Source organism: Wolbachia endosymbiont (group B) of Cyclophora punctaria, from assembly GCF_964028235.1.
Lineage (GTDB): Bacteria > Pseudomonadota > Alphaproteobacteria > Rickettsiales > Anaplasmataceae > Wolbachia.
The window spans coordinates 1,559,258-1,583,429 of the sequence record NZ_OZ034749.1 but is presented as its reverse complement, the minus strand read 5'-3'; the positions used below and the strand labels follow the sequence as shown (position 1 = coordinate 1,583,429).

The following is a 24,172-nucleotide window of genomic DNA, read 5'->3' as shown; positions in this document are numbered from 1 at the left end:
AGATAATATTATTAATATAACATTTACATAATTCACGTTTGAAAAAGTAAGTAATATTACTATAATATCAAACAAATTACGGAAGATTTCGTGCAACAAATAACAAAAGTAATACTATCAAGTTTAATTTGTAACACTTTGTTGTGGTATGATCACATGCTTTTCAGCCATCTAATAAGCATAATCGGAGATGTGTTTTTTCCATCAGACGACAAATTAGTCAGCATACTTAAAGCTTTTGGAGTGTTTGCAGTGGGTTTCTTAATAAGACCAATTGGTGCTGCTATATTTGGCCACATTGGCGATAAATATGGAAGAAGGATTGCTTTATTTCTCTCTATCATATTGATGACTCTATCAACCGTACTTATTGCATTTGTTCCAGGGTATCAGAACATTGGGGTACTCGCATCAGTACTGGTGGTATGTTTAAGATTATTGCAGGGTATATCTCTTGGAGGAGAGGCAGGAAATGCCCCATTTTTAATAGAGCATGCTCCTAAAAATAAAAGAGGATTCTTTAGCAGTATTGAAGTATTGAGCGCAATTCTTGGCTCAATATTAAGTCTTATAGTGGTGCTTATATGCAAAAAAGTATCCGATTTTGAATCTTGGGGATGGAGATTGCCTTTTATTTTCAGTTTTGTAATAGGATTAATCAGTATATATATGAGATATATACTCGATGAAAGCCCAGAATATAAAAAGCAGGAAAAGCCACATGAATTACCGTTAAAAGAACTGTTAAATGGCTATAAAAAACCTTTTCTAATATCAATTGGAGTTGACATAGTTGAGAATGCATCTCTTTACATATATTTAGTGTTTTTTAATCTACTTGCATCAACAATAAACACTCACTTTAATCACGCAGTAGAAATATTGAATCAGGTTGCACTTGGAGGATTGACTATACTATTTGCAATACTTTCTGATAAGGTAGGGAGAGAAAGAGTCATGAAATTTGCATTTGTGACTTTTATAGTAGTAAGTTATCCAGTTTTTTCAATGATACTAAGTGGTAATAATTTGCTCACCATAATGGCGCACGTTCTTTTTATAATCCCAATAGCTGCTTCTCTTGGTCCTGTTAGCGCCTTTATGTGCGAATTATTCCCAATAAAGGTACGATATAGTGGATTTGGTTTATCAAGAAATATAGCTTCGGGATTTTTTGGTGGTCTTGCACCATTTATATGCACAACTATTATCAAAGTTACAGGACAAGGAACTTTAGCAAGTTTTTACATGATTTTCTGTGCACTAATTGGGTTAGTTGCTATATCACAAGTTAAGAGTTAGATTTTTTCAAAAACCAAGTGTTTAAAAAATCTAATCATAAGGTGGAAAATGCCAATTTTTAGGTGATAGTGTAAATATTTCAACTCCATCTTTTGTGACTCCAAGCGTATGCTCAAACTGTGCAGAAAGTGAAAGATCACGTGTTGTCACTGTCCAGCCATCTAGCTTGCTGAGAAGAGTTTCATGTTTTCCAGCATTGATCATTGGTTCTATCGTAAAAAACATGCCTTCTTTTAAGATAAGATCCTCACCTTCATCATAAAAATGTACAACATTTGGTGGAGCATGAAAAACCTTTCCTATGCCATGTCCACAATAATTGCGTACGATAGAATATCCAAAATCTTCAATATATTTTTCTATAGCAAATCCTATTTCATTTAACTTATTGCCGGGCTTAACTTGTTTTATCGCTTCCATTAGCGCATTGTAGGCAGCATTACACAAACGCTTTGCTTTTATTGAGGGTTTACCAGTCCAAAACATGCGACTTGTATCACCATACCAGCCATTTAAAATCACTGTAACGTCAATATTTAAAATATCTCCATCTTTAAGAGGTTTATCATCAGGAATACCATGACATACAACAGCATTTTTCGAAGTACAAATTGATTTCGGATATCCCTTATAATTCAGTGGTGCTGGAATTGCACCTGCATTGATTATAAAATCGTGACATAGATCATTTAATTCATTAGTTGTTACGCCTACTTTGACGTATGGTGCAATAAAATCAAGGGTTTCAGCTGCAAGCCTGCCAGCTTTACGCATAAAGTCAAAATCTTCTTGTGAATGTATAGTTATGTTCATGTTTCTTACGTTTTTATTGTAATTTTCTGCTTTTCTTACGGATACATCAGTTTAATAATACTATAAAAATAAGCTCCTAGATCAAGCCATTTGTATATTAAGAGATAAAGACAAAAATCTAGACTGTGACTTTTGATTTAACCCAATGGTATAACTTACTTATTTTGCCATCGTGACCAAGCATTCCAGAATTATTTCTATAAAAGGTGTCAACTATTAGCTTTATAGAGCCTAAAGCAGCAGAAAATACAGGATTTTTGTCGTATTCGCCATCAAGACCGCTACAAGATTCAGGGCATCCGATACGGACTTGTTTATTGAATATATAGGTTGCAATTTCTTTCATGCTTGTGAGTTGACTGGTTCCACCTGTGATCACTACTTTATTAATTGGATCTTTCTGTTCTTGAAATTGTTCTCTTATCAGCTCAAGTATTTCCTCAATCCTTGGTCTTATGATGTTAACAAGTTCAGACTTAAACACTTGAGTTGGTTCATCGCTTTCATTACTTTGCACTGCAATACATTCATTCTCATCTATTGAAGTTACAATAGTGCTACCGTATAGTATTTTTATGCGTTCAGCATGCTCTATACTTGTGCATAGTCCATAAGCTATATCTCGGGTAATGTGAATGCCACCAATTGGAATGCTGCTTGTGTACACAAGTTTTCCTCTCTTAAAAATTCCAATTGCAGTGCATCCACCTCCTATGTCAACAACGGCAGTTCCTAGCTCTTTTTCATCTTTACTTAGACAGGCAAGGCCTGCAGAATATGCAGAAGCAACACAACCAGCCATACTTATCCCACTATTATTAGTTATACAATTTTCGATATTGGTAAGCGCTGGACGCGAAGCAGTGACAACATTAACATCAGCAGATAATCTTTTTCCATATAATCCACTGACTTCCTTTATGTCAGTCATATCATCTAAGTGATATTTCAGTGGTATATTGTGAATGATGACATTTTCTTCGATATATTTCTCAAATGTCTGAAAGACTACACGTTTTATGTCTCGGTCTGAAATTTCGTGATTAGCTGCAATTATTTCGTTATGTACGTAAAAAGATGAGATTCCACATCCGGCTACATTCACATATATCTGGTCTATAGTCTCTTCTGATACTTGTTCAGCTAAACCTACAGTTGATGAAATAGAGTAACTTGCATGCTTTGCGTCAGTTATTGATCCGCCACTTATACCTTCTGCACTTTTATAACCCGTTCCTATTATTTTATAGCTGAAATTGCTATTGATCTTAACGATGAGGCAGATAATTTTTGTTGTACCTACGTCTAAAACAGCAAAAACATTCTGCTTTGGTTTTGTTATTACTGCAGAGTACATTAGTTGACCTTATGATGCGATTCCATTTAAATTGTAGCTTCCCTGAATGAATTTATATTTCTATCATAAATGTAGCAACATTTTAATATACCTAGACAAAAAGAAAAATAAAACACAGAATTACAATTTTTATGTCTAAGTTACCAATTGTAATTGCTCCTGACGAAAGATTAACTACACGCGCCAGTGAAGTAATAGATATAACCGATAAAATTAAAGAATTAGTAAACGACATGTTTGAAACTATGTACGATGCAGAAGGTCTTGGTCTTGCTGCAGTACAAGTTGGAGTGCTGAAGAGAATTTTTGTCATGGACGTTAGTCCAGGGAAGGAAGAAGATGAGCTAGCAGGGTATGACTCAGTTGGCAAGTTTTGTATGATTAACCCTGAAATTAAGGAATTATCTGATGAACAAGTCATTATGAGTGAAGGATGTCTTTCAATTCCGGAGCAAAGCCATGAAATCAAGCGTCCAAAATATTTAACTGTAAAATATAAAAACTTAAATAACGAAGAACAGACGCTAAAAGCTAGTGGTTGGCTTGCAAGGTGTATTCAGCATGAATTGGATCACTTAAATGGTATATTATACATTAGACATTTATCTAGGTTGAAGTATGATTTGGCTATGAAAAAAGCACAAAAGGTTAAGAGGCACTATGAGTAATGAAGATCTAGAATTGTTGAAGTTCTATCATGAAGTGGGAGTTGATTGCACACTAACTGAAAGTGAAGAGGAAAAAAAAATGGAAAATGAGAGAGCTGCACAATCTTCTGTCATCGAGCAGAAAAAAGAACAACAAACCATGTTCCCAAGTGACTGGATCATTGAAGCAAGGAAGCTTGCAAGTCAATGTAGTAGTGTAGATGAACTAAGAAGTGCAGTTAAGTCATTTGAGGGTTGTGAAATAAAAAAAACTGCAACTAATACTGTTTTTTCTGATGGTAATCCGAATGCAAAAATCATGCTTATTGGTGAAGCACCAGGAGCAAATGAAGACCTGAAAGGCATACCATTTTGTGGTGCAAGCGGAATGCTGCTCGATAAGATGCTCGGTGCAATTAGTCTGGACCGCACTAAGGTGTATATAAGCAACGCGGTGTTTTGGCGTCCACCAGGTAATAGAAAACCAACTGACCTAGAGCTTGATATGTGCAGACCATTTGTTGAGAAGCACATTGCTCTTATTTTACCGCAAATTCTGATTTTTGTCGGAGGAATTGCATGTTATAGCCTTCTTGATAACACAAAGACTATATCGAACTTGCGTGGCAGATTTCATACTTATACTAACCAATATTTATCTCATTCAATTACTACAGCCGCTATATTTCATCCAGCCTATCTACTTCGTCAACCAGCACAAAAACGCTTAGCTTGGGAAGATTTGAAGAAGATTAGGGAATATCTTGATAATACCAATAACTACACGGATGTTTAGCTTACTACTCGTTATCGTCTTAGTAACGGCTAATTGAATTAAATATTGAAAAATCTACTAAACAGAGAAAAAGGCAAAAGAAAATCTATCAGCTACTACCTATTTTTTTAATTGGCGTTTTTCATTGTGTTAAATCCTTTGATAAGCGCATTTTAGCTTATGTGGGTAAAAGTTTTATAAAGACATAGAGTGCACATAGTGCAAAAAATTAAACATCAAGTATATTGAGCTTTTTGTCGCTTTATCTGCACAGACTGAAGATAAATAATATATCTTCACCCTTATTTTAAGGAGAATGGCGGAGTCCGTCAAGTAACTCTTGCCGTTGCTATAGCTGCTTGAGTTCCTATAATCACAATGTTGGTCCAATGCACGCATGGAATTTTATTTACTCTATAATATGTTGGTTTATAGTAGTACTAATGCAGAAATAAATGGAGGAGACATTGGAAAGCAATATAAAAAAATTGAAAGGAAATTTTTTAGAACAAGCAATTAGAGTAAATCATGCTGGCGAATATGGAGCCATTTGTATTTATTCTGGTCAAAAATTTATTCTTAAAAAATCTTCCATAATTGACAAAATAATTGAAATGGAGGAGCAGGAAAAAAAACATTTCCACTATTTTAATGAGAAAATCAAGGAGCAAAGAGTTCGTCCTACTGTTTTGTTGCCAATTTGGCGTGCTTTAGGGGTGACACTTGGTGTTGTAACTGCTATGATGGGTAAAAAAGCCGCTATGGCTTGCACTGCTGCAGTTGAAGAAGTGATCGGAGAGCACTACAAGGAGCAAGTCTTACATTTAGAAGATGGGGAATTAAGAGAAACCATAAGTAAGTTTCGTGATGAGGAGTTAGAACACAGAGATATTGCAATTCAGCACAATGCCGAAAGCGCACTTGGCTACAACGTTTTATCTTTGTTCATAAAAACAAGCTGCAAAGCTGCTATTTATCTCTCTAAATTGATTTAATCAATCACTATTTGACAACCAACCACATTTGCCTTTAGTTCTTGTGCTAATTGCTGCCCCATATCCTCTACTCCAATCGAATGCGTATGAATGTTTATAATTAATTTCTTAATTATTATCCTAAAAATACATTAATTTAATTCCCTATTAGAGTTTTCTTGTTGTTGTAAACATGTTTGCATAAGACTAGTAGATGGAACGTTTTTAATAGTCTGAGTTAACTCCTCAGGAATATTTTCAAAACTCTTGCCCATAACTTCTAAAACACTTTTCCCCTGTATAAGACAATTCCCTCCAAAGCTTGATTTGTTTTCTAACTTGCTAAATCTTATTTTGCTTTTCTCATCAATTTCTACTACCATTTTATTACCATCTTTCCGTAGATAAATACTAATCTCTCCTATTTTAGTAGTAAAAAATATTTCAATACCACCTTTTAAGATATCTGTGTAATTTCTTTTTCCATCTTGTGTAATTTCAACTTTTACTATACTTTCCTCAATCTGAAATATGCCAACTTCTAAATCCTTAGCTTTTTCATTATTTAAAGTTCTTGCAGTTTCAACAATACTACCTTGTGGATACTTAATATAAAAATATTTATTATCTACTTCTACTTCAAGATCATATTTATCAATTTGCTTGTTATTTTCTTTCACAATACCTTCATATGCTAGACCCTCTAGCATTTTTTTCTTACTCTTACATTGTTCGTTAAGATCATTTAAATAATTAGATCCGTAATATCCGCCTTCAATATCGCTATAAAAAGATAATCCTTTTTCTACCCCACCTTTTAACACTAAATTACGAGTGATCTTTTGTATGATATTTTTTGTAGTTGAATTGTGTGGATTTGCATGAAAGCGATTAATTAATTCTTCCATTTTTTCAAATATAAAATTTGTTACAGTCTTATTGTCCTTACCGTAATATGAGTTTAATCTTATTCCTTGATTTAAATAATCCTCTATTATGCGTTCCATGTACTTTAAAACGCTTTCTTGCTCATCGTGTTCTGTTATACCTTTTATCATCTCATCACAAAATTTTTTAACTAGAATTTGTTCATCTGTAGTCAATGGTATTTACAATTTCGTAGAAGATGGGTCTCGCTCAAAAAGATAAATTATTGACAATTCCTCTGCTCTTTTAATAAAGTCATAACTCCTTAGATATTCTGCAACATCTTTGTTTTTTGCGTACCTTTTCTTGGTTAAATCCATATGCCTATCTTTACGACTTATAGTCGGTAATTTTGGATTTGATGAACTACTCTGTTGACTATTGAAGAACCTGTTAGAGAACTGTTCAGGCTCTAAAATAAGATTACTTTCACCTTGTTTACCTACTTTCTTAGACATATTATATACCATAACCACTAAAACTTTTTAGTGATTACTTCAATACATAGATAAGTCAATAAAAATATCTTTTTCTCTTCAGTGCTAAAAAATTGTCAAAAATCTCAAAATTGGTTAATTGCATATAACCTACTTTCTGGTATACATCAAAACTACCGTAGCAAGCTTCAAATTTGAAAGGGATTAACAAATAAAATTCTTGTACTTTGCCTCTACTAAAGTACAATCAGGCTTTATTTAATATTTTTCATGCTTGATGAAGTACGTGAGGAGTGTGGGGTATTTGGCATAAGTTACAACCAAAGTGCTGCTTTTAACTCTATACTTGCTCTCCACGCTTTGCAGCATAGAGGTCAAGAGTCTTTTGGCGTAGTAACCAGTAACAACGATAAGCTGCACTCTTATCACTTTCAAGGCCAAGTGAGCAGTGTATTTGATGATATAGATGAAATAAAGAAATCCTTACCTGGGGATTGTGCAATAGGTCATGTTCGATACTCAACAAGTGGTAGTAAATTTGGAGTGCAACCCATGTTTGGCAAAAGTGGCAAATTTGGGGATTTTGCCATAGCACATAATGGTAATTTAATTAATATTTCTCCGATACGCGAACAATTAATTAAACAAGAGTGCGTTTTTCAGTCAGATATTGATACAGAAGTGGTAGTGCATCTGACAGCAAGCAGTGAAAAAGATAGCTTTTTAGAGAGTTTTATATATGCATTAAAGCAAATACAAGGTGCTTATTCTTTTGTGGCAATCAATCAAGAAGTAGTTATTGGAGTACGTGATCCATCTGGAATCAGGCCTCTTGTTTTAGGAAAGTTAAACGGTTCTTACGTTCTTGCATCTGAAACTTGTGCTCTTGATATAATAAATGCAGAGTTTATTAGAGAAATAGAACCAGGCGAATTAGTTACCATCAGTTCGGATAGTAAGCTAGACTCAATGTTTCCTTTCCCACAGCAAAAATCAAGTTTTTGTATTTTTGAATACGTTTACTTCTCGAGACCAGACAGCATAATGGAGAAGAGGTCCATATATGATATAAGAAAAGAAATAGGAAGAATACTTGCAGAAGAGAGCCCACCAAAAAACAATGTAGATATGGTTGTACCAATACCTGATTCTGGAATACCTGCAGCTATTGGATATGCAAAGCATTCAGGATTACCTATGGAACTGGGGATAATTTGTAATCATTACATAGGAAGAACTTTTATACAACCCACCGCTGAAGTACGTAAAGTTAGAATAAAATTAAAATTCAATGCTAATAAGCACACTTTGAAAGGCAAAAACATAATTTTAATAGATGATAGTATAGTGCGTGGTAGTACGCTCAGAAATATAATAGTTATGCTAAAGGATGCGGAAGTAAAAGAGATTCACCTCAAAATTTCAAGCCCACCAATTAAGCATTCTTGTTTTTATGGAATAGATACTCCAGAGTGCAAAGATTTAATTGCTGCAAATAAATCTGTAGAGGAAATTAAGGAAATTATAGGAGTAAATAGCCTAGCCTTCTTGAGTATTGATGGACTATACAGGGCTGTTAAAGAAGAAAAACGTAACAACGCTACACCGCAATATTGTGATGCTTGCTTCACTGGTGACTACCCAATTGGTAAGTAATCTATTATTAATGAAGGTGAGGTTTTTTCTATGTTATATTAACAGTTTTAAAAATAGATTTTTTGCATAACCATATAGTTTTTGCCTGGGCGTCATTTGAGTGAAAACTACTTTACAAATTTCGTCATTCCCTTTACTATGATACTAAGAGTATTTATCCTTGTTTTTAATCTCTGCAGATTTAACAACAAAAATTCAGTAAAAAACTCAGATATTTATTGGCAAATTACATAAAATTATAGCGGCTTTTTTTATTTTTCTACATTCAGCCAAATCGCGCTTGTTAGCACATTATCAATTTAAATTATTATAGGGTCAAAACTCGTTACACGGGGACTTTTTTGCCTTTTTTCTTCGTTTAGTAAATTTCTTAATATTTGTAACTAAAGTAATTTTAGAGAGGCGTTATGTAAGTAGCTGACACACAGCTGTACGAGCATTCATTTTTGAAGATAGCAAAGGTGTCATTCAAGTAGCTGACACTGGGATCCATCTCTTAATACAGCCTCATCAAAAATGTTGTGTTTTAACATAAAATTAACTGCTTCTATGCTCATAAACTTAATATCCAATCAAATTTCCTGGATTCCAGTGTCACGCACTGGGATGACAAGGGAGGGACTACTCGAATAACACCTTTATGGTGGCTTAAGTCACAAGTTCGTGCAATGATGGTGCTCCTTAAAGAAGCACCATTTGCTAATGTTTTGAAGCTTTAATGCTTATTATAAGCATGTATTTTTTGTTGCATCCCATCTTTTACCATCAGGGCAAGCAGTTGCACCATCTTTACAAATCACACCACCTGGTACTATTTTTGAAACAACTACAGGTGCACCAAAAAACACAGCAGTAAATGCACCAAGTGCAAAAAGCGCTGGCCATGGCATTCTGCCAAATATTGCCAGCAAAGCTGCACCTATTATCACTATTGTAATCATAGGTCCGCCTATACCGTGAGTATAGCCTACTATTTTGCATATTGTATTGGTTGTTGCATCATCAGTAACAGCAGCAGCAAAAGCATTATCAAATGCAAAGGAAAGAATTAAAGCTACAAGTAGAAGAAAGTTTTTCATTATGCCTCCGTATTTAACGCTGGATTATCTATCATTTTGATTAAATTTAAGTAAACGGTGAGGATTTTTTGCTTAAAAGTATGCTTTATTTCATTTAGAATATTTTTCTTAGTTTATTTATATTACAAGTGCTACAGAAATTTTATAGTATCGTTTATTGCCTTTATCGTGCTTTAATTGACACAATTTATAATGATGGAGTGGAGCATGCAGGGTATCTATCATTTTTAATCCTGTTATCAATATTTCCTTTTCTTATTGTTTTAATAGCCATGGCATCAACGTTCGCAAATTTCTTAGATCAATACAATGTCGGCTGGGCATTTATTATTGATAACATGCCACAGGATATTTTATCATCTTTGATGCCACGTATTAGGGAGATAATATCAGGCCCTCCGCAAAGCTTATTAACCTTGGCAATTGTAGGCGCTGTTTGGACTGCCTCATCAACAATTGAAGGATTTAGAACGATATTGAATAAGGCCTATAAAGTTCCGGTTTCATCGCCTTATATATGGAGAAGGGTGCTCAGTATATTACAATTTTTAGTAATTACGCTTGTTACAACTCTGACTATAGTATTTTTTACATTAGTGCCAATGTTAATTGATTTTTCTTACCAAGGGCTAAGTTATACTAGATATTTACTTATTGAGTTTGTGCTTTTTACTATAGTATCTTGGCTATATTTTACATTGCCAAACATAAAGCAAAACTTATCAGACGTATTTCCCGGATCTTGTGTGGCTGTTATTCTTTGGACGATCTCTGCTTCAGCTTTCAAGCAATATTTAAAAGCTTCCTTTGATCAACTGAATTTGATATATGGAAGTTTAGGTGGTGTGGTGATGTCGTTGCTATTTTTTTATGTGCTAAGTTTGATTTTTATATATGGAGCAAAATTTAATTTTCAGCTAAAATATTTCAATGAATCTTGCTAAAGAGAAAGAAATGGGTAAGTTAGAAGGTAAAATAGCTTTAGTTACCGGGGCTTCAGGTGGAATAGGCTCTTCTGTTGCAAAAAGATTTGTAAAAGAAGGTGCATGTGTGATTCTGATTTCCAGATCTCTTGATAATCTCAAGCCATTGTATAACGAAATTGAAGAGCTTAAAGAAGGCTCTGTGAAACTAATTCAGCTTGATCTTTTAGACTTTGAAAACGTAGAAAAACTGGCAAATATGATAGAAAGCCCAAAATTATCAGAATCTGGAACACTTGATATACTGATTACATGCACTGAAATTTTAGGTAAGTTGAGCTCTGTTCATGATTGTGAGCTTGAAGATCTACAGAACGTAATGAATACAAATTTTACTGCCAGTTGGTACTTGCTAAAAAATTTGGGTCCAATACTAAAAAAGTCTAATGCTGGAAGAGCGATATTCATGACCTCAGAGATAACACTTTCTCCTTCCTCTTATCCATATTGGGTACCATATGCTGCAAGTAAGGCTGCACTAGAAGTAATGGTGAAGATATATGCATCTGAGACAAAGCATACGAACTTATGCATAAATGCCGTGTATTCGGAAGATCCTATCGATAGTGAAATGTATAAGCAAGCATTTTCGGGAAAAGATATATCTGAATTAGTATCGCCTGAGAAGTTAACAAATAAATTCGTAGAGTTGGCTTCTGATGACTGCAGTATATCAGGACAAATCTTGCCACTTAGCAAATCTACCGAGTAAATTACCATAGTATCTGCAAAGATACCGTTAAGCCCACAACTGTATGAACATTGTGATTTGAGTCCACTAGGAAGGATGTCATCCCAGTGCCTCTATGGTGTCATTCCAGTCTGGAATCTAGTCTTTATTGTGCGGCCACTTATTTAAAGTTAAGTTTTCTGGATCCCAGACTGGGATGACACCTCTGGTCACTGCCGTCATAAAGGAACCAGTGTCAGCTACTTGAATGACATCATTTGCTGTGCAATTTACCTTCAAAAATGAATGTTTGTACAGCTGTGTGTCAAGCACTGGAATCTGCCACGCAAATTGCAATGTTCGTACAGTTATGCGTCAAGCCTAAAAGTAGTTAGCTAATAGGTTTAATAAAAATTCACATATACAGGAAAGATTGGTAACATTACTTGAATAGAGACCGTTATTGTAATTATGCCGAAACGCACAGATATAGAATCTATATTAGTAATAGGAGCAGGCCCAATAGTTATAGGTCAGGCATGCGAGTTTGATTATTCTGGAACGCAAAGCTGTAAAGTATTAAAAAGTGAAGGTTATAAAGTCATTTTAGTTAACTCCAATCCTGCAACTATAATGACAGATCCTGAATTCTCTGATGCAACTTATATTGAGCCGGTACTGCCTGAAATCATAGAGAAAATTATAATCAAGGAGATGCCAGATGCAATATTGCCAACAATGGGCGGGCAAACAGCACTCAATTGCGCTATAAAACTTGCAGATGATGGAGTGTTAGACAAATACAACGTAGAATTAATAGGGGTAAATAGAGAAGCAATAAAAAAAGCAGAGGATAGAGAGTTATTCCGTAAGTCCATGGATAGAATAGGACTGAAATATCCCAAAAGTATCATTATAAAAAATCAAGAACAAATAAAAGAGGCTTTGGACTACATTGGATTACCAGCAATCATCCGCTCATCATTCACCCTTGGTGGTGCAGGTAGCGGCATAGCATACAATAAAGAGGAGTTTTTCAATATTGCAGAAAGTGCTCTCAAAATTTCGCCAATAAATGAAGTTCAGATAGATGAATCAATTATCGGCTGGAAAGAATATGAAATGGAAGTTATCCGTGATTGTAAAGATAACTGCATAATAGTCTGTTCGATAGAAAATATTGATCCAATGGGAGTGCACACCGGAGATAGTATCACGGTTGCTCCTGCTTTGACTCTGCGTGACGTAGAATACCAACAGATGAGAAATGCATCTATAGCAGTGCTAAGAGAAATTGATGTTAGTGCCGGTGGTGCAAATGTTCAGTTTGCAGTGAATCCTAAAGAAGATGGAAGCCTCGTTGTAATTGAAATGAATCCAAGGGTTTCTCGCTCTTCTGCGCTTGCTTCAAAAGCAACAGGTTATCCTATTGCAAAAGTTGTAACTAAACTTGCTATCGGCTATTCACTCGATGAGATACGTAATGATTGCGCTCCAGTTATACCTGCTGCATTTGAACCAGTGATTGATTATATCGTCACTAAAATTCCTCGTTTTGAATTTGAGAAGTTTAAGGGGACGAATTGTGAACTATCAACTTCCATGAAATCAGTCGGGGAAGTGATGTCTATAGGCCGCACTTTTAATGAGTCACTGCAGAAAGCTTTTCGTTCACTTGAAACTGGTCTTACAGGACTTGATGAAGTATTTCCTGAGAACATTGATATTGATCACGTAAAATCTCAATTAGCAAAATTGCTACCAAACAGATTACTGATTGCTGCTGACGCAATGCGTCACGGAATTAGCATAGAAGAAATAAATTCGATTACAGGATATGACTTATGGTCTTTGCAGAATATACAGCAAATTATATTAGCTGAACAAAAAATCAAGGAAAACGGCCTTCCTGAGACTGCATATGAAATGTTAGAGCTGAAAAAAATGGGGTTTTCAGATGCAAGATTGGCAAAATTAAGCAATAAGAAAGTAGAACAGATTGAAGCAATGAGAAAAAAATTTGGTGTTAATCCAGTTTATAAACGTGTAGATACTTGTGCAGCTGAATTTGAATCGAGCACTGCTTATATGTATGGCTGCTATGAGGGTGATGTTGAAAATAAAACGGAATGTGAGGCGAATATTTCGGATCGAAAAAAAGTTGTCATTTTAGGAAGTGGTCCAAATCGCATTGGTCAAGGTATTGAGTTTGATTATGCATGCGTACATGCAGCTTCTGCCGCCAAAGAAATGGGGTATGAAACAATAATGATTAACTGTAATCCGGAAACCATTTCAACTGATTATGATACCGCTGATCGTTTATATTTTGCCCCACTGATTGCAGAGGATGTGCTTGCAATACTAAGCAAAGAGCAAGAAAATGGCACACTGGTTGGTGTAATAGTTCAAATAGGTGGTCAAACACCTTTAAAGTTAGCCAAAGTGCTTAACGAGAGAGGTTTCAAAATTCTGGGAACTTCGTTTGATTCTATTGACCTTGCAGAAGATCGCATGAGATTTAAAAATCTTGCTTTGCAACTTAATTTAAAACAACCTGAAAATTCTATCTGTCATTCAGTAAAAGAAGCGTTAATCAACGCAGAAAAGGTGGGGTTTCCACTAGTAGTTAGGCCATCATATGTCCTCGGCGGTCAGTCTATGTCGATTAGACACGATACTCAGAGCTTTAAAGAGTATGTCTTGAATCAAACCAAAATTTTTGAACACGGGTCACTGCTTCTTGATAAATTTTTAGTCAATGCAGTTGAGGTTGACGTTGATGCTGTATGTGATGGGAAAAAAGTTTTCATTGCAGCGGTCATGGAGCACATTGAAGAAGCTGGTATCCACTCTGGCGATTCAACATGCTCAATACCGACAAATACATTGAGTGACGAAGTAATAAAAGAGATCGAGCTCCAAACTGAAAGAATAGCTCTTGCACTAGAAGTGAAAGGTCTGATAAACATTCAGTTTGCTGTTCAAGAGAGTGATGTATACATACTTGAAGTGAATTTAAGGGCTAGCCGTACAGTTCCTTTTATTTCCAAGGTAATCAATATTCCTATTGCAAAGCTTGCCACTCAGGTTATTTTGGGTAAAAAATTGAATCAGGAAAACAAGCCTTTCAATCATTTTGCAGTTAAAGCTGCTGTTTTTCCATTTACGCGTTTTTCGGGAATTGACACTTTACTTGGTCCTGAAATGAAATCAACAGGAGAAGTGATGGGAATTGACTTATCTTTCGGAGCTGCACTTGCAAAAGTGCACATGGCTGCAGGATACAAGTTACCAACAGAAGGAACAGCTCTGGTTTCAGTAAAAGATGATGATAAAGAGTATATATTGCCTGTTGTACGAATGTTGAAAGAACTGAGTTTTGAAATATATGCCACCAAAGGCACAGCTTTGCATCTGAACAATAACGGCATTGCTGCAAAAGCTGTAAATAAAGTGAGAGAAGGCAGACCCCACATAGTTGATATGCTCAAAGATGGAAAAATAAATCTAGTAATCAATACTTCAAAAGGTGTGAAATCAGTCTCAGATAGCAAAGATATCAGGAGAACTGCTATTTTGCAAAATATAGCTTATAGCACCACAGCTTCTGGGAGTAAAGCGTTAGCGCTTGCAATTCAATATGTAAAGAATAGCAAATTGGAAGTGAAATCATTACAGCAGATACAAAATGTTTAAATATCAAGACTATAATAAATTATTACTTATTTCAAAATGAGGATCGTGTAAGCTAAGGCGAGAGAAATTTAATTAAAGGATTTTTGTGTCAGTATCAATATATAACTGCCTTGAGCGTTTGTTGAAAGGCTTTGTACTAATTTTCTTGATTCAAACAATATGCTAGACTTTAACTTAAAAATCTTTGTAAGTGATCACGACTGAAAGGTGTTTTCATGCATTTTTTACCTGAGTGCAATAAGTGTAATTCATTGAGTTTCCAAAATTGATAATGAAGAAAAGCATTACTCGTCTAATAAAAGCAATTCAATACTCCTGTGAAGGAATAAAATCAGCTTTTATATCAGAAATTGCGTTCAGACAGGAGTTACTACTTTTTATAGTATGTGTTTCAACTTTGTTTGTTTTAGATGTAAGTAATTTAGAACGTGCAGTAATGGTAAGTAGCCTATTTTTGGTGTTAATTGTAGAAATTATTAACACTGCTTTTGAAACAACAATTGAGCGTATTTTAAGTGAACAACATATACTTTCAAAAAAAGTGAAAGATCTAGGTAGTGCAGCAGTTTTTCTCTCATTAATTAACTTCTTGATAACATGGATGATAATATTGATATGAATGTTGTTAAGATATATTTTCAAGTTCACCGATTAAGACTTGCATGTCTTGTGGTAAATCAGAAACAAATTCTATATATTCTTTACTTTTTGGATGATATAAGCCTAGCGTGTGAGCATGTAGTGCCTGTCTATTGAAATTACGGATAAAGTCAGAGTTTTTAGCATGTTTTTCACTTTTACTACTATTTTTTCCGTAAACTTGATCACCAACTACAGAATGTCCTATGTGGCTCATGTGTACTCGAATTTGGTGTGTTCTGCCTGTCTCTAAAGTACATTTAACCAGGCTTGCTTGCCCTATAATTTTCTTCACTGAATAATGAGTGATTGCTAATTTACCTGCTGTTTTTGTGACACACATCATTTCTTTATTACTGCGTTTTGGAGCAATATGGGTTTTTACTGTTCCTTGCAGATTAGGTAATGCTCCCCAAATTACTGCTAAGTATTCCCGTTTTATTTTACGATTTGATAGCAGTTCAGACAAGAAGCTGTGGGATTGTTCATTTTTTGCAATTACCATGAGTCCACTAGTATCTTTATCAAGCCTGTGAACAATTCCTGGTCTTGTATTTGTATATGGAATTTTGCCAAGGTGAGCGATCACTGCATTCAGGAGTGTATCATTGTTTGTTCCAGCACCTGGGTGTACTGTTAATCTACTTTGTTTACTCAGAACTATAATGTCCCCATCTTCGTAGATGATATCAAGCTTTATATTATAGTTAGGTTCAATTGATGTGGATATGTCAGGTTGAACGAGATGTACTATATACTCTTCACCTGGTTTTACTATGTGGTCATTATTAATTATTGGCGTGCCAAGTAATGTTACCCGCTCATCTTGTATCAATCTTTGTGCTTTACTGCGTGATATGTTACACTTTTTAGCTATGTAAGTATCTAGCCTTAATTTTTTTTCGTCACTATTAACATTTAAGGTTATATCTATGGTCACTACCCTGCGCAAGCTACTTTGAATGCTGCATGAACATCTGGATTCACAAAATCAACTTTTGTACTAGGTTGAATTTGAAGGCCGTCTTGTTTTTTAATATGGCAAATTGTTTGAGAGCCATCTTTCCAGTAAATTACTATTTTATTATCAAAATCCCGTAGCGTTAACTCCCTCTTTTCTTCTTTTTTATCTTTTTCTTCTAGCTTAATAGACTCTAATAAATAATATAGAAAGCCACTTGCTTTACCGTTAACTTTTTTTCTCCATTCATCCATTTTTTCTTGTTCAGATAATTCTTTTTCCAATTTTGCATTTTCTTGCTCCAGCTCTTTCATCCTTTTTTTTGATTTTAATAATCTATGTTTTTCTATTGCTTTTTTCTCTTCATCTCGCTGTTTTTCAAGAGAAGTAGCAGTAATACTGCCTTCACTGCTATTAGGTTCGGTTGATTGAGTTTGTTTATTCTTTAATTCTTCTAGTTCATCTTTTACTTTTTTTAGCTCTTCCTCTAATTTCTTCCTTATCTTTTCCGCCTCTTCTTTTTGCTTTTCCAACATATCTATAAACAAAGGATCATCACTAACTGTGCTTTCCCCAGATTTAAAAAAGCCAACAAATCTGCTTGGTTCAAATCGCTCAACCTTATCTTCAGCGATTTTAATAGCATTATCTAAACTAGAAAAAATACTTTCAATGTTTAGTGAACTTGCTCTTTTTACCAGCCCTTTAGCTTCACTTAAAATGGGCGAGATTTCCTTGTGCAACTCATCCAAATCTTCTTTGATGTCTTCTCTGACTCTTCGTAGATGAACAAGTGTTTCTTTAATTTCATCATTTGCAGGCTTTAGAAGCTTATTATCGAGTAGACCTTTAACTTCATCTAACTGCTTATCAAGTGAGTCAACAATTTTATCTGTAAAATCAGTCAAGTGCTTATCAAGTAATTTTATCAATCGAGATGTAGAATCATTTACTTCCTCATCTTTTGTCTTTTTTTCCATTACTGATACAACCCCACCTCTTCTGAATGGAAAGAGAATATCCAAATTATTAAACTTTTTAACAATATTATGATTATTGTTTATCTCATTGTTTTTTAGCTTGCTGAATGTTATACATATCCCAACAATAGCAATGATACTAGCCAGTGCAACTATGGCCCATTCCAAATCCTGAACATTGGCAAAGCTAAATCTATTTTGTATTAACGCACCAACTATGATTGCAGCACTAACTACATATGGTATGGCAAGAAAAATGTCCTTATTCTTATTCTCTTGTCTTTGATCATCTAATATTTTTTTTTGATTTTCAGAGATTGGCAAAATTATTGAAAAGCTTGCTTTTTTGTGACTTATAAAACTTAAATTTGGTTTTATCTCTATTTTCAGAGCATTTTCAGCGATTTCACTTATCTCGTTGTCTTTGCCACCTCTAATTTTATCATTTATTAATTCCTCTATCGGCTTTTTTCCTTCTTTTATCTTCTGCTTATGCATATATCTCATAGCAGAAGAGGCTACAAAAGTTGTTAAAAGAATAACAGAAACCAAAGTGTAAATTGGCATGAATGTTGGGTTAAAAATATCTGTAATAAAGCTTAAATTATTACTAGTTATTATTATTGCAGCTACATAAGCCAAAGAAAATTGAAGCCAAGTATTTACAGCTGCTATAGGTAAAGTGTTACTTACAGAATATTTCTTTGTTGCACGCCATAACCTAGGAAAAAAACCAATAGCATCATCTATTTTGGCAAAATTATGATCTACTTTAACATTGAAAGGATTTGTTGTATCTAAAGGCATAAATTTCCTTACATCCTAATTAAGTAATTATATATAAATGATACTTTAAAAACAAGTTTTTGGCTTATGCCAAGGACGATTAGAACGCACTTTACTAACTTTATACCACTATCTGTTAGCCAAACAGAGTGTGTGCCATATGCCTCTAAGTCAGCATATTTGATGATTTTAGTATTGCAAGCTGGATAGTTAAACTTGCTTAACTGAATTACTAGATCGACATTGTTACAATTTTCTAAAATATCTTCTCTTTTGTGAGCTAGCAACACTGACTTATTATTTCCTTTATTATATATGCAGTCATAATCATTACATTTTAGCCTTTTGTTTGAATTACTGAATTTAGTATGATTCACAATTTGATTCTGCCCGTTTTGCTTTGCCCACGTTTTGACAACAAAATTTCTGTTTTTTCTAGTAAGGGAATATAGTAAATTGTCATCTTCTTTTACAGCAAGATTATCAGCACTGACTAGAATATCAGGAGTTGTATACATAGCCCTAGAGAAAATACCTAGCACAATAAAGAAAATTCCAAAGAAACGCCAATTCCTTTCCCACAAGCATAACCATAATAGCCCAAGCGTTATTATAATAATTAATGAGGCAGGAAAAGTGCGAATAGGAATAACCAAATACTGAAGACTGGCAATTGCGTTTGTTATATATAAAACGCTGTCAATTGGGCTTTCCATGAGAGGCGTTATAATCCACTGAGTACCTAAAGGAATCAATAAAACATAGATTATTCCAAGTGGAATAATAATGAGTGTAACTATTGGTATAGCAATCAAATTTGTGATAATGCCACTGATTGAAAAATAGTTAAAATTGTATATTGTGTACGGAACAGTTGCTAAACTTGCTATTATTGAGCTGATCATTATCGACACAAAATATTTTATTATTTTTATTTTGAATAACTTATTAGCATTGATCTGATAGCTGGCAACTAGTGCCAAAACAGCAGAAAATGACATTTGAAAACCTGGCTTTAAGATTGCTTCTGGCTCCACTATGAGTATCACCGAAGCAGCAAACGCAATTGCTATTAATCCTCGATATTTCCTTTCTATGATTATTGCAACAAGTACCAAGATCACCATGATGTAGGCACGCTGAGCAGAAATTTGCATACCGGTAATCAACAAATAAAAGGTAGTTGGCAAGATAGTAAAGAATGCAGATATTTTTTTAGTGTTATATTTAAGAGTCAAAGTTTCAGATATTGCAAATAAATTACGGAATACTATAAAAAATAGACCAGCAACAAACGATAAATGTAAACCAGATATAGCGAATAAATGTGCTATACCTGAATCTCGTATCGCATTCATAGTTTTTTGATCTATCCCGTCTTTTTTGCCAATTAATAATGCAGAGATTATGTCCGCGTGTGGCTTTTTGGTATTTTGCTGTAGGTTTTCATAGATATATTGACGGAAAGATTCTATATACTCTTGAAATTTTCTTGCTTCAGCCTTTTTGTACAGGACTATTTTGCTTGTTGCAAAGCCTGTTGCACTTATTTTCTGATAATATGCTATTCTTGCAAAATCATATGCATATTCCGAAGGCGCAATTTTTGGAGGAAAGAGTTTTGCTGATAATTTTACTTGATCCCCTATTTTAATGCCTTCTTCCGCTTTGGTTCTAACTGATATTCTGATGTTATCCAGCTTGAACTTCGTGTTTTTTATTTCATAAAGCAAAAATTGCTCATACGAGCCCTTGTTATTAATATCCTTCACTGTAGCAACAATATCTTTCACATACCTTTCCTTATCAAGAATGTGAGTATTAACTGAATCTGTTCTGAATTTGCTGGCTGTAAATCCTATGAGCACTGCAATTAAAGAAATGCATAATATTGCGTATTTCCTGTATAATATTGCAATCAGAATTAGTATAGGTGAAAGCAAGAGAAAAATAGATATAGTGAAAGCACAGCTTGGTTCAAAATTTAATGAGAAATAGGTTAAAATTCCTGCACACTGAAAAACCGGGAACCACAATATCAAGTTATATTTTTCATTGCACAGATTGTTATGTATATAATTTACTATCATGTTAAGAAAGGTTAATAGATATATAAATATATGTAATAGTGTGATTTTATTCTTTTATTTATTATTATTACGCATATAATAATAAATAAGCAACGACGCGGGATGGAGCAGCTCGGTAGCTCGTCAGGCTCATAACCTGAAGGTCGTAGGTTCAAATCCTACTCCCGCAACCATCTTTCAATTGTACAAACATTGCGATTTCTCTTATTATAATAGCAATGGTATTTCTAACTCAAAGCTTGTTTTTGACCTGTAGGCTCAATCGTAACATTCAGTAAAAAACTCAGGGTATTTATTGACAAAATTATAGCGGCTGCATGCCTTTTTTCTTTTTTCTTATTACATCAATAATTTCACTATACGCTTTATTGTTGTCTTTATCTGCAATTACAGTAATAACATTACATCTATTAGATTCTTTTACAGCTATTTCTTGAAATCCTTTTCGAATTTTATGATAGGAATCAATGCTCATTTCTTCATACTTATTTTTATCCTTTGCTCTGCTGAGTCCAACTTGAACATCAATATCTAAAATAAATGTGATATCTGGATATTTAATTTCCACTAATTTGTGTAAGTCTCTTATTAGACTCAAGTCAACACCTAGTCCATACCCTTGATACGCAATAGTTGAATCGATAAATCGATCACAAATAACTGTCTTTCCCTCTTTAAGAGCTGGCAATATTAATTTTTTCATATGTTCGTGCCTCATCGAGATAAGCAGCAAGAGTTCAGAAATAGGATCAATATTATCCTTAAGTAGTAATCCTCTTATTTTTTCTGCAAAATCAGTACCACCTGGTTCTCTAGTCAATACGACATTATTTTCACCGTGAATTTGCTTGAAATAATTTGCAAGTAACTCAGACTGTGTTGTTTTACCAGAACCATCTATTCCTTCGAAGGTTATGAACATAAATTTTATAATTACAATGCTAAATGCAAACAGTGTACATAGAAACCATTTGACATTTAAGCAATAAGATCATAAATTATGGTATACAATTCTCTATGAGCTATGGTTACGCTAGACACTCCTAAGATAGATTTAGACTTTAATGCAAAGAATTTTAATCTCCTGGGAGTGGATAACAAATATTATACATTAAGTGACTGCTATGGGGAAAATGGTCTCATTGTAATGTTTATATGCAATCACTGTCCTTACGTTCAATCAATTATTAGCAATCTAGTAAGCGATGTTAATTTGTTGAAAAAAGATTATCAGGTAAACACCGTTGCAATCATGCCAAATGATGTAAATGAGTACCCAGAAGACTCCTTTGAAAACATGATTAATTTTGCGAAGGAAAATAAGTTTACATTTCCATATTTGATTGACAATAACCAAGAAGTAGCTAAAGAGTATGGTGCTGTTTGTACCCCTGATTTTTTTGGCTTTAATTCCAAACTAGCCCTCTGCTATCGCGGGTGTTTTAACAACACAAAAAAAGAGAAAGTTCAAAATTACGAAGTAGGAAGTAGTGATTTATTTCAAGCCATGAAATTTATTGCAGAAACTAGCAATCCTCCAGTTGACCAAAAATCAAGCATTGGTTGTTCAATAAAATGGTCTAATTCTACAGGTTAAATATTATGCACAGCGGCTCTCAGCATTTGTTTGATATTATAATTTTACTCTCTGCTGCTGTGTTTATAGTCATAGCGTTTTGGAAAATGAATATTAGCCCAGTACTTGGTTACTTTGTTGCAGGTGCATTGATTGGTTCTCATGGATTTAATCTGATACATTCAGTTGAAGTAATGGATAACTTTGCAGAGTTTGGCGTAGTTTTCCTATTGTTCATTATAGGTCTTGAATTGACATTTGAACGCCTTATCGCTATGCGTAGGCATGTGTTTGGGTTTGGTTCCCTTCAAGTTATAGTTACCATGATAGCAATATGGTGCATTGCTCTTGCCTTTGGAGTAAATACAAACATGGCAGCAGTTATCGGTGGTGGACTTGCACTATCCTCAACAGCAATAGTGTTGCAGGTTCTGCAAGAAAAGGGTTCTCAAGCAAGCCAAGTTGGTAGATTGTCAATAGCAGTGCTACTAATGCAGGACTTTGCAGTGGTACCTCTAATAGTACTAGTGCCCCTGCTTACTGGCAATTCTGAACACAGCTTAATAAGCTCGTTGGCAGGCTCATTAGTGCAAGCAGCTATTGCATTGGTGTTGATATTTGTAACTGGTAGGTTATTACTGAGGCCATTGTTTTCGGTTATTGCCAAAATGGAGAGTAATGAAATCTTTATATCAACAACACTTCTGATAATATTAGGATCAGCATTTATTACTGAACAATTTCATTTATCAATGGCATTAGGCGCATTTGTTGCTGGGTTACTAGTTGCAGAAACAGAACACAGGAATTCGGTAGAACATGCAGTATTGCCATTTAAAGACTTATTTCTTGGTTTATTCTTTATGACTGTTGGCATGTCTATTGATATTGACCTTTTACTCAATAAGTTACCACTCGTTACTTTATTATCAATTATCCTTATCGTTTTAAAGACTTCCATTATATATACATTGTGTAGATTTTTTGGATTTAGAAGTGCACCTGCAATACAAGCTGGATTACTGCTTGCACAAGGCGGTGAATTTGCATTTATTTTATTCCGTTTAGCAGATGAATTAGATGTACTATCAAGTGAAATCGCTCAAGTGCTTATGATGGTAACTACAGTAACTATGGCTTTTACTCCTCTTTTATCGGGAATTGGAGACTGGATAGCAAATTCATTTAGCACTGAAAAAATAATACTAGACGATGAAGCAATCGAAACAGACACACAAGATCTTTATAACCACGTAATAGTTGCCGGGTTTGGTAGAGTGGGATATATGGTAACGAAAATGCTTACTGCGGAGCATTTAAGTTATGTTGTTGTAGATATTCAATCAAAAATAGTGAAAGAAGGAAAAAATGACAGTTTCCCTATATATCTTGGAGATGCTACAAGATATGAAATTTTAAAATCAGTAGGAATAGAAAGAGCTCAAGCTCTTGTGGTTTCAATAAAGAACGAAGTCACTATAAAGAAAATAGTTTCTCTAGTTGCAACAAACTTCCCGCATGTAAATATTATAATACGTTTACCAGATTTGAATAATGTGGAGGTTTATAAAGATCTAGGGGCTAGTAAAGTTATTCCCGAAACGTCTGAAATTGGATTGCAGCTAGGTGGAGCAGCATTAAGTTTAAGTGGTATTAGCGAGAGCGGAGTTACATCTTTAAAAGGTAAATTTAGAAAAGGCAACTACAGTATGTTAAAAGACCTTGGTAGTGATAAAGATGAATAATCCTCTATCACTTTAATTAGTGACCAGAAAAACACATTTAATTAAGCAACTATACTCTCTAGAAAGGTGAAATTGA

The 24,172-nt window shown here is 34.4% G+C and carries 20 protein-coding genes and 1 tRNA gene; 12 read left to right on the top strand and 9 right to left on the bottom strand.

Translation table 11 applies throughout. The features are described 5' to 3' along the window. Positions 1-90: 90 nt before the first annotated feature. Positions 91-1,302 (top strand): MFS transporter, encoded by a 1,212-nt coding sequence (locus tag ABWU33_RS07595; protein WP_211907647.1) that lies wholly within the window; start codon positions 91-93, stop codon positions 1,300-1,302. A 30-nt stretch (positions 1,303-1,332) separates the two neighbouring features. Here the strand turns inward: ABWU33_RS07595 and map are convergent, their stop codons facing one another. After that, entirely contained in the window at positions 1,333-2,115 is a 783-nt protein-coding gene (map, locus tag ABWU33_RS07590) for a type I methionyl aminopeptidase (RefSeq protein WP_211907648.1), read from the bottom strand. Between the two features lie 118 nt (positions 2,116-2,233). After that, the gene (ftsA, locus tag ABWU33_RS07585; protein ID WP_353280698.1) at positions 2,234-3,472 is read right to left on the bottom strand and encodes a cell division protein FtsA; all 1,239 of its coding nucleotides are present in this window, start codon (positions 3,470-3,472) and stop codon (positions 2,234-2,236) included. A 131-nt stretch (positions 3,473-3,603) separates the two neighbouring features. On the opposite strand from ftsA, the gene def reads away from it, so the two are divergent. From def to ABWU33_RS07570, 3 genes are all read left to right on the top strand, one after another. Next, complete coding sequence (gene def / locus ABWU33_RS07580; RefSeq protein ID WP_211907650.1) at positions 3,604-4,140, top strand: peptide deformylase; 537 nt, start codon at positions 3,604-3,606, stop codon at positions 4,138-4,140. Continuing rightward, positions 4,133-4,915, top strand: a complete 783-nt coding sequence (locus ABWU33_RS07575; RefSeq protein WP_211907651.1) for a uracil-DNA glycosylase family protein — start codon at positions 4,133-4,135, stop codon at positions 4,913-4,915. The genes def and ABWU33_RS07575 overlap by 8 nt, the downstream gene beginning before the upstream one ends. Before the next feature lie 434 nt (positions 4,916-5,349). Beyond that, positions 5,350-5,889: a demethoxyubiquinone hydroxylase family protein gene (locus tag ABWU33_RS07570; RefSeq protein WP_211907652.1), complete on the top strand. Its 540-nt coding sequence runs from the start codon at positions 5,350-5,352 to the stop codon at positions 5,887-5,889. A gap of 131 nt (positions 5,890-6,020) precedes the next feature. Here the strand turns inward: ABWU33_RS07570 and ABWU33_RS07565 are convergent, their stop codons facing one another. Together ABWU33_RS07565 and ABWU33_RS07560 are read right to left on the bottom strand one after the other, a co-directional pair. Beyond that, on the bottom strand, positions 6,021-6,971 hold the full coding sequence (locus ABWU33_RS07565; RefSeq protein ID WP_353280697.1) for a hypothetical protein: 951 nt from the start codon (positions 6,969-6,971) through the stop codon (positions 6,021-6,023). A gap of 6 nt (positions 6,972-6,977) precedes the next feature. Beyond that, positions 6,978-7,253 (bottom strand): hypothetical protein, encoded by a 276-nt coding sequence (locus ABWU33_RS07560; RefSeq protein ID WP_353280696.1) that lies wholly within the window; start codon positions 7,251-7,253, stop codon positions 6,978-6,980. Positions 7,254-7,502: 249 nt separating this feature from the next. On the opposite strand from ABWU33_RS07560, the gene purF reads away from it, so the two are divergent. Continuing rightward, the gene (purF, locus tag ABWU33_RS07555; RefSeq protein ID WP_353280695.1) at positions 7,503-8,888 is read left to right on the top strand and encodes an amidophosphoribosyltransferase; all 1,386 of its coding nucleotides are present in this window, start codon (positions 7,503-7,505) and stop codon (positions 8,886-8,888) included. Between the two features lie 725 nt (positions 8,889-9,613). On the opposite strand, the gene ABWU33_RS07550 is transcribed toward purF, so the two are convergent. Then, the gene (locus ABWU33_RS07550) at positions 9,614-9,967 is read right to left on the bottom strand and encodes a TrbC/VirB2 family protein (RefSeq protein WP_211907655.1); all 354 of its coding nucleotides are present in this window, start codon (positions 9,965-9,967) and stop codon (positions 9,614-9,616) included. 128 nt (positions 9,968-10,095) lie between these two features. Between ABWU33_RS07550 and ABWU33_RS07545 the strand changes: the two genes are divergently transcribed. From ABWU33_RS07545 to ABWU33_RS07530, 4 genes are all read left to right on the top strand, one after another. Next, the gene (locus ABWU33_RS07545; protein ID WP_264337790.1) at positions 10,096-10,911 is read left to right on the top strand and encodes a YihY/virulence factor BrkB family protein; all 816 of its coding nucleotides are present in this window, start codon (positions 10,096-10,098) and stop codon (positions 10,909-10,911) included. Beyond that, positions 10,898-11,662 (top strand): SDR family NAD(P)-dependent oxidoreductase, encoded by a 765-nt coding sequence (locus ABWU33_RS07540; protein WP_250120206.1) that lies wholly within the window; start codon positions 10,898-10,900, stop codon positions 11,660-11,662. Before ABWU33_RS07545 ends, ABWU33_RS07540 begins: the two co-directional genes overlap by 14 nt. Positions 11,663-12,091: 429 nt before the next feature. Next, complete coding sequence (gene carB / locus ABWU33_RS07535) at positions 12,092-15,319, top strand: carbamoyl-phosphate synthase large subunit (RefSeq protein ID WP_353280694.1); 3,228 nt, start codon at positions 12,092-12,094, stop codon at positions 15,317-15,319. 271 nt (positions 15,320-15,590) lie between these two features. Continuing rightward, positions 15,591-15,938, top strand: coding sequence for a diacylglycerol kinase (locus ABWU33_RS07530; protein ID WP_211907660.1), 348 nt, complete (start codon positions 15,591-15,593; stop codon positions 15,936-15,938). Positions 15,939-15,944: 6 nt separating this feature from the next. Here the strand turns inward: ABWU33_RS07530 and ABWU33_RS07525 are convergent, their stop codons facing one another. From ABWU33_RS07525 to ABWU33_RS07515, 3 genes are read right to left on the bottom strand one after another with little or no spacing between them, the layout of a single operon-like run. Further along, complete coding sequence (locus ABWU33_RS07525) at positions 15,945-16,898, bottom strand: RluA family pseudouridine synthase (RefSeq protein ID WP_410542180.1); 954 nt, start codon at positions 16,896-16,898, stop codon at positions 15,945-15,947. Further along, positions 16,898-18,706 carry a coiled-coil domain-containing protein gene (locus tag ABWU33_RS07520; RefSeq protein WP_353280693.1) on the bottom strand — a complete coding sequence of 603 codons (1,809 nt, stop codon included), beginning with the start codon at positions 18,704-18,706 and terminating at the stop codon, positions 16,898-16,900. Before ABWU33_RS07520 ends, ABWU33_RS07525 begins: the two co-directional genes overlap by 1 nt. Before the next feature lie 8 nt (positions 18,707-18,714). Beyond that, positions 18,715-20,775, bottom strand: a complete 2,061-nt coding sequence (locus tag ABWU33_RS07515; protein ID WP_264337791.1) for a ComEC/Rec2 family competence protein — start codon at positions 20,773-20,775, stop codon at positions 18,715-18,717. A gap of 96 nt (positions 20,776-20,871) precedes the next feature. Here ABWU33_RS07515 and ABWU33_RS07510 point away from each other — a divergent pair. Further along, positions 20,872-20,948: transfer RNA gene (locus tag ABWU33_RS07510), tRNA-Met, on the top strand. 131 nt (positions 20,949-21,079) lie between these two features. Here ABWU33_RS07510 and tmk read toward each other — a convergent pair. After that, positions 21,080-21,697, bottom strand: a complete 618-nt coding sequence (tmk, locus tag ABWU33_RS07505) for a dTMP kinase (protein ID WP_211907662.1) — start codon at positions 21,695-21,697, stop codon at positions 21,080-21,082. 102 nt (positions 21,698-21,799) lie between these two features. Between tmk and ABWU33_RS07500 the strand changes: the two genes are divergently transcribed. Together ABWU33_RS07500 and ABWU33_RS07495 are read left to right on the top strand one after the other, a co-directional pair. Continuing rightward, a complete protein-coding gene (locus tag ABWU33_RS07500) occupies positions 21,800-22,372 on the top strand; it encodes a thioredoxin family protein (RefSeq protein ID WP_353280692.1) in 573 nt (190 codons plus the stop codon). 5 nt (positions 22,373-22,377) lie between these two features. Next, the gene (locus tag ABWU33_RS07495; protein ID WP_064085907.1) at positions 22,378-24,096 is read left to right on the top strand and encodes a monovalent cation:proton antiporter-2 (CPA2) family protein; all 1,719 of its coding nucleotides are present in this window, start codon (positions 22,378-22,380) and stop codon (positions 24,094-24,096) included. The last annotated feature ends 76 nt before the right edge of the window (positions 24,097-24,172 follow it).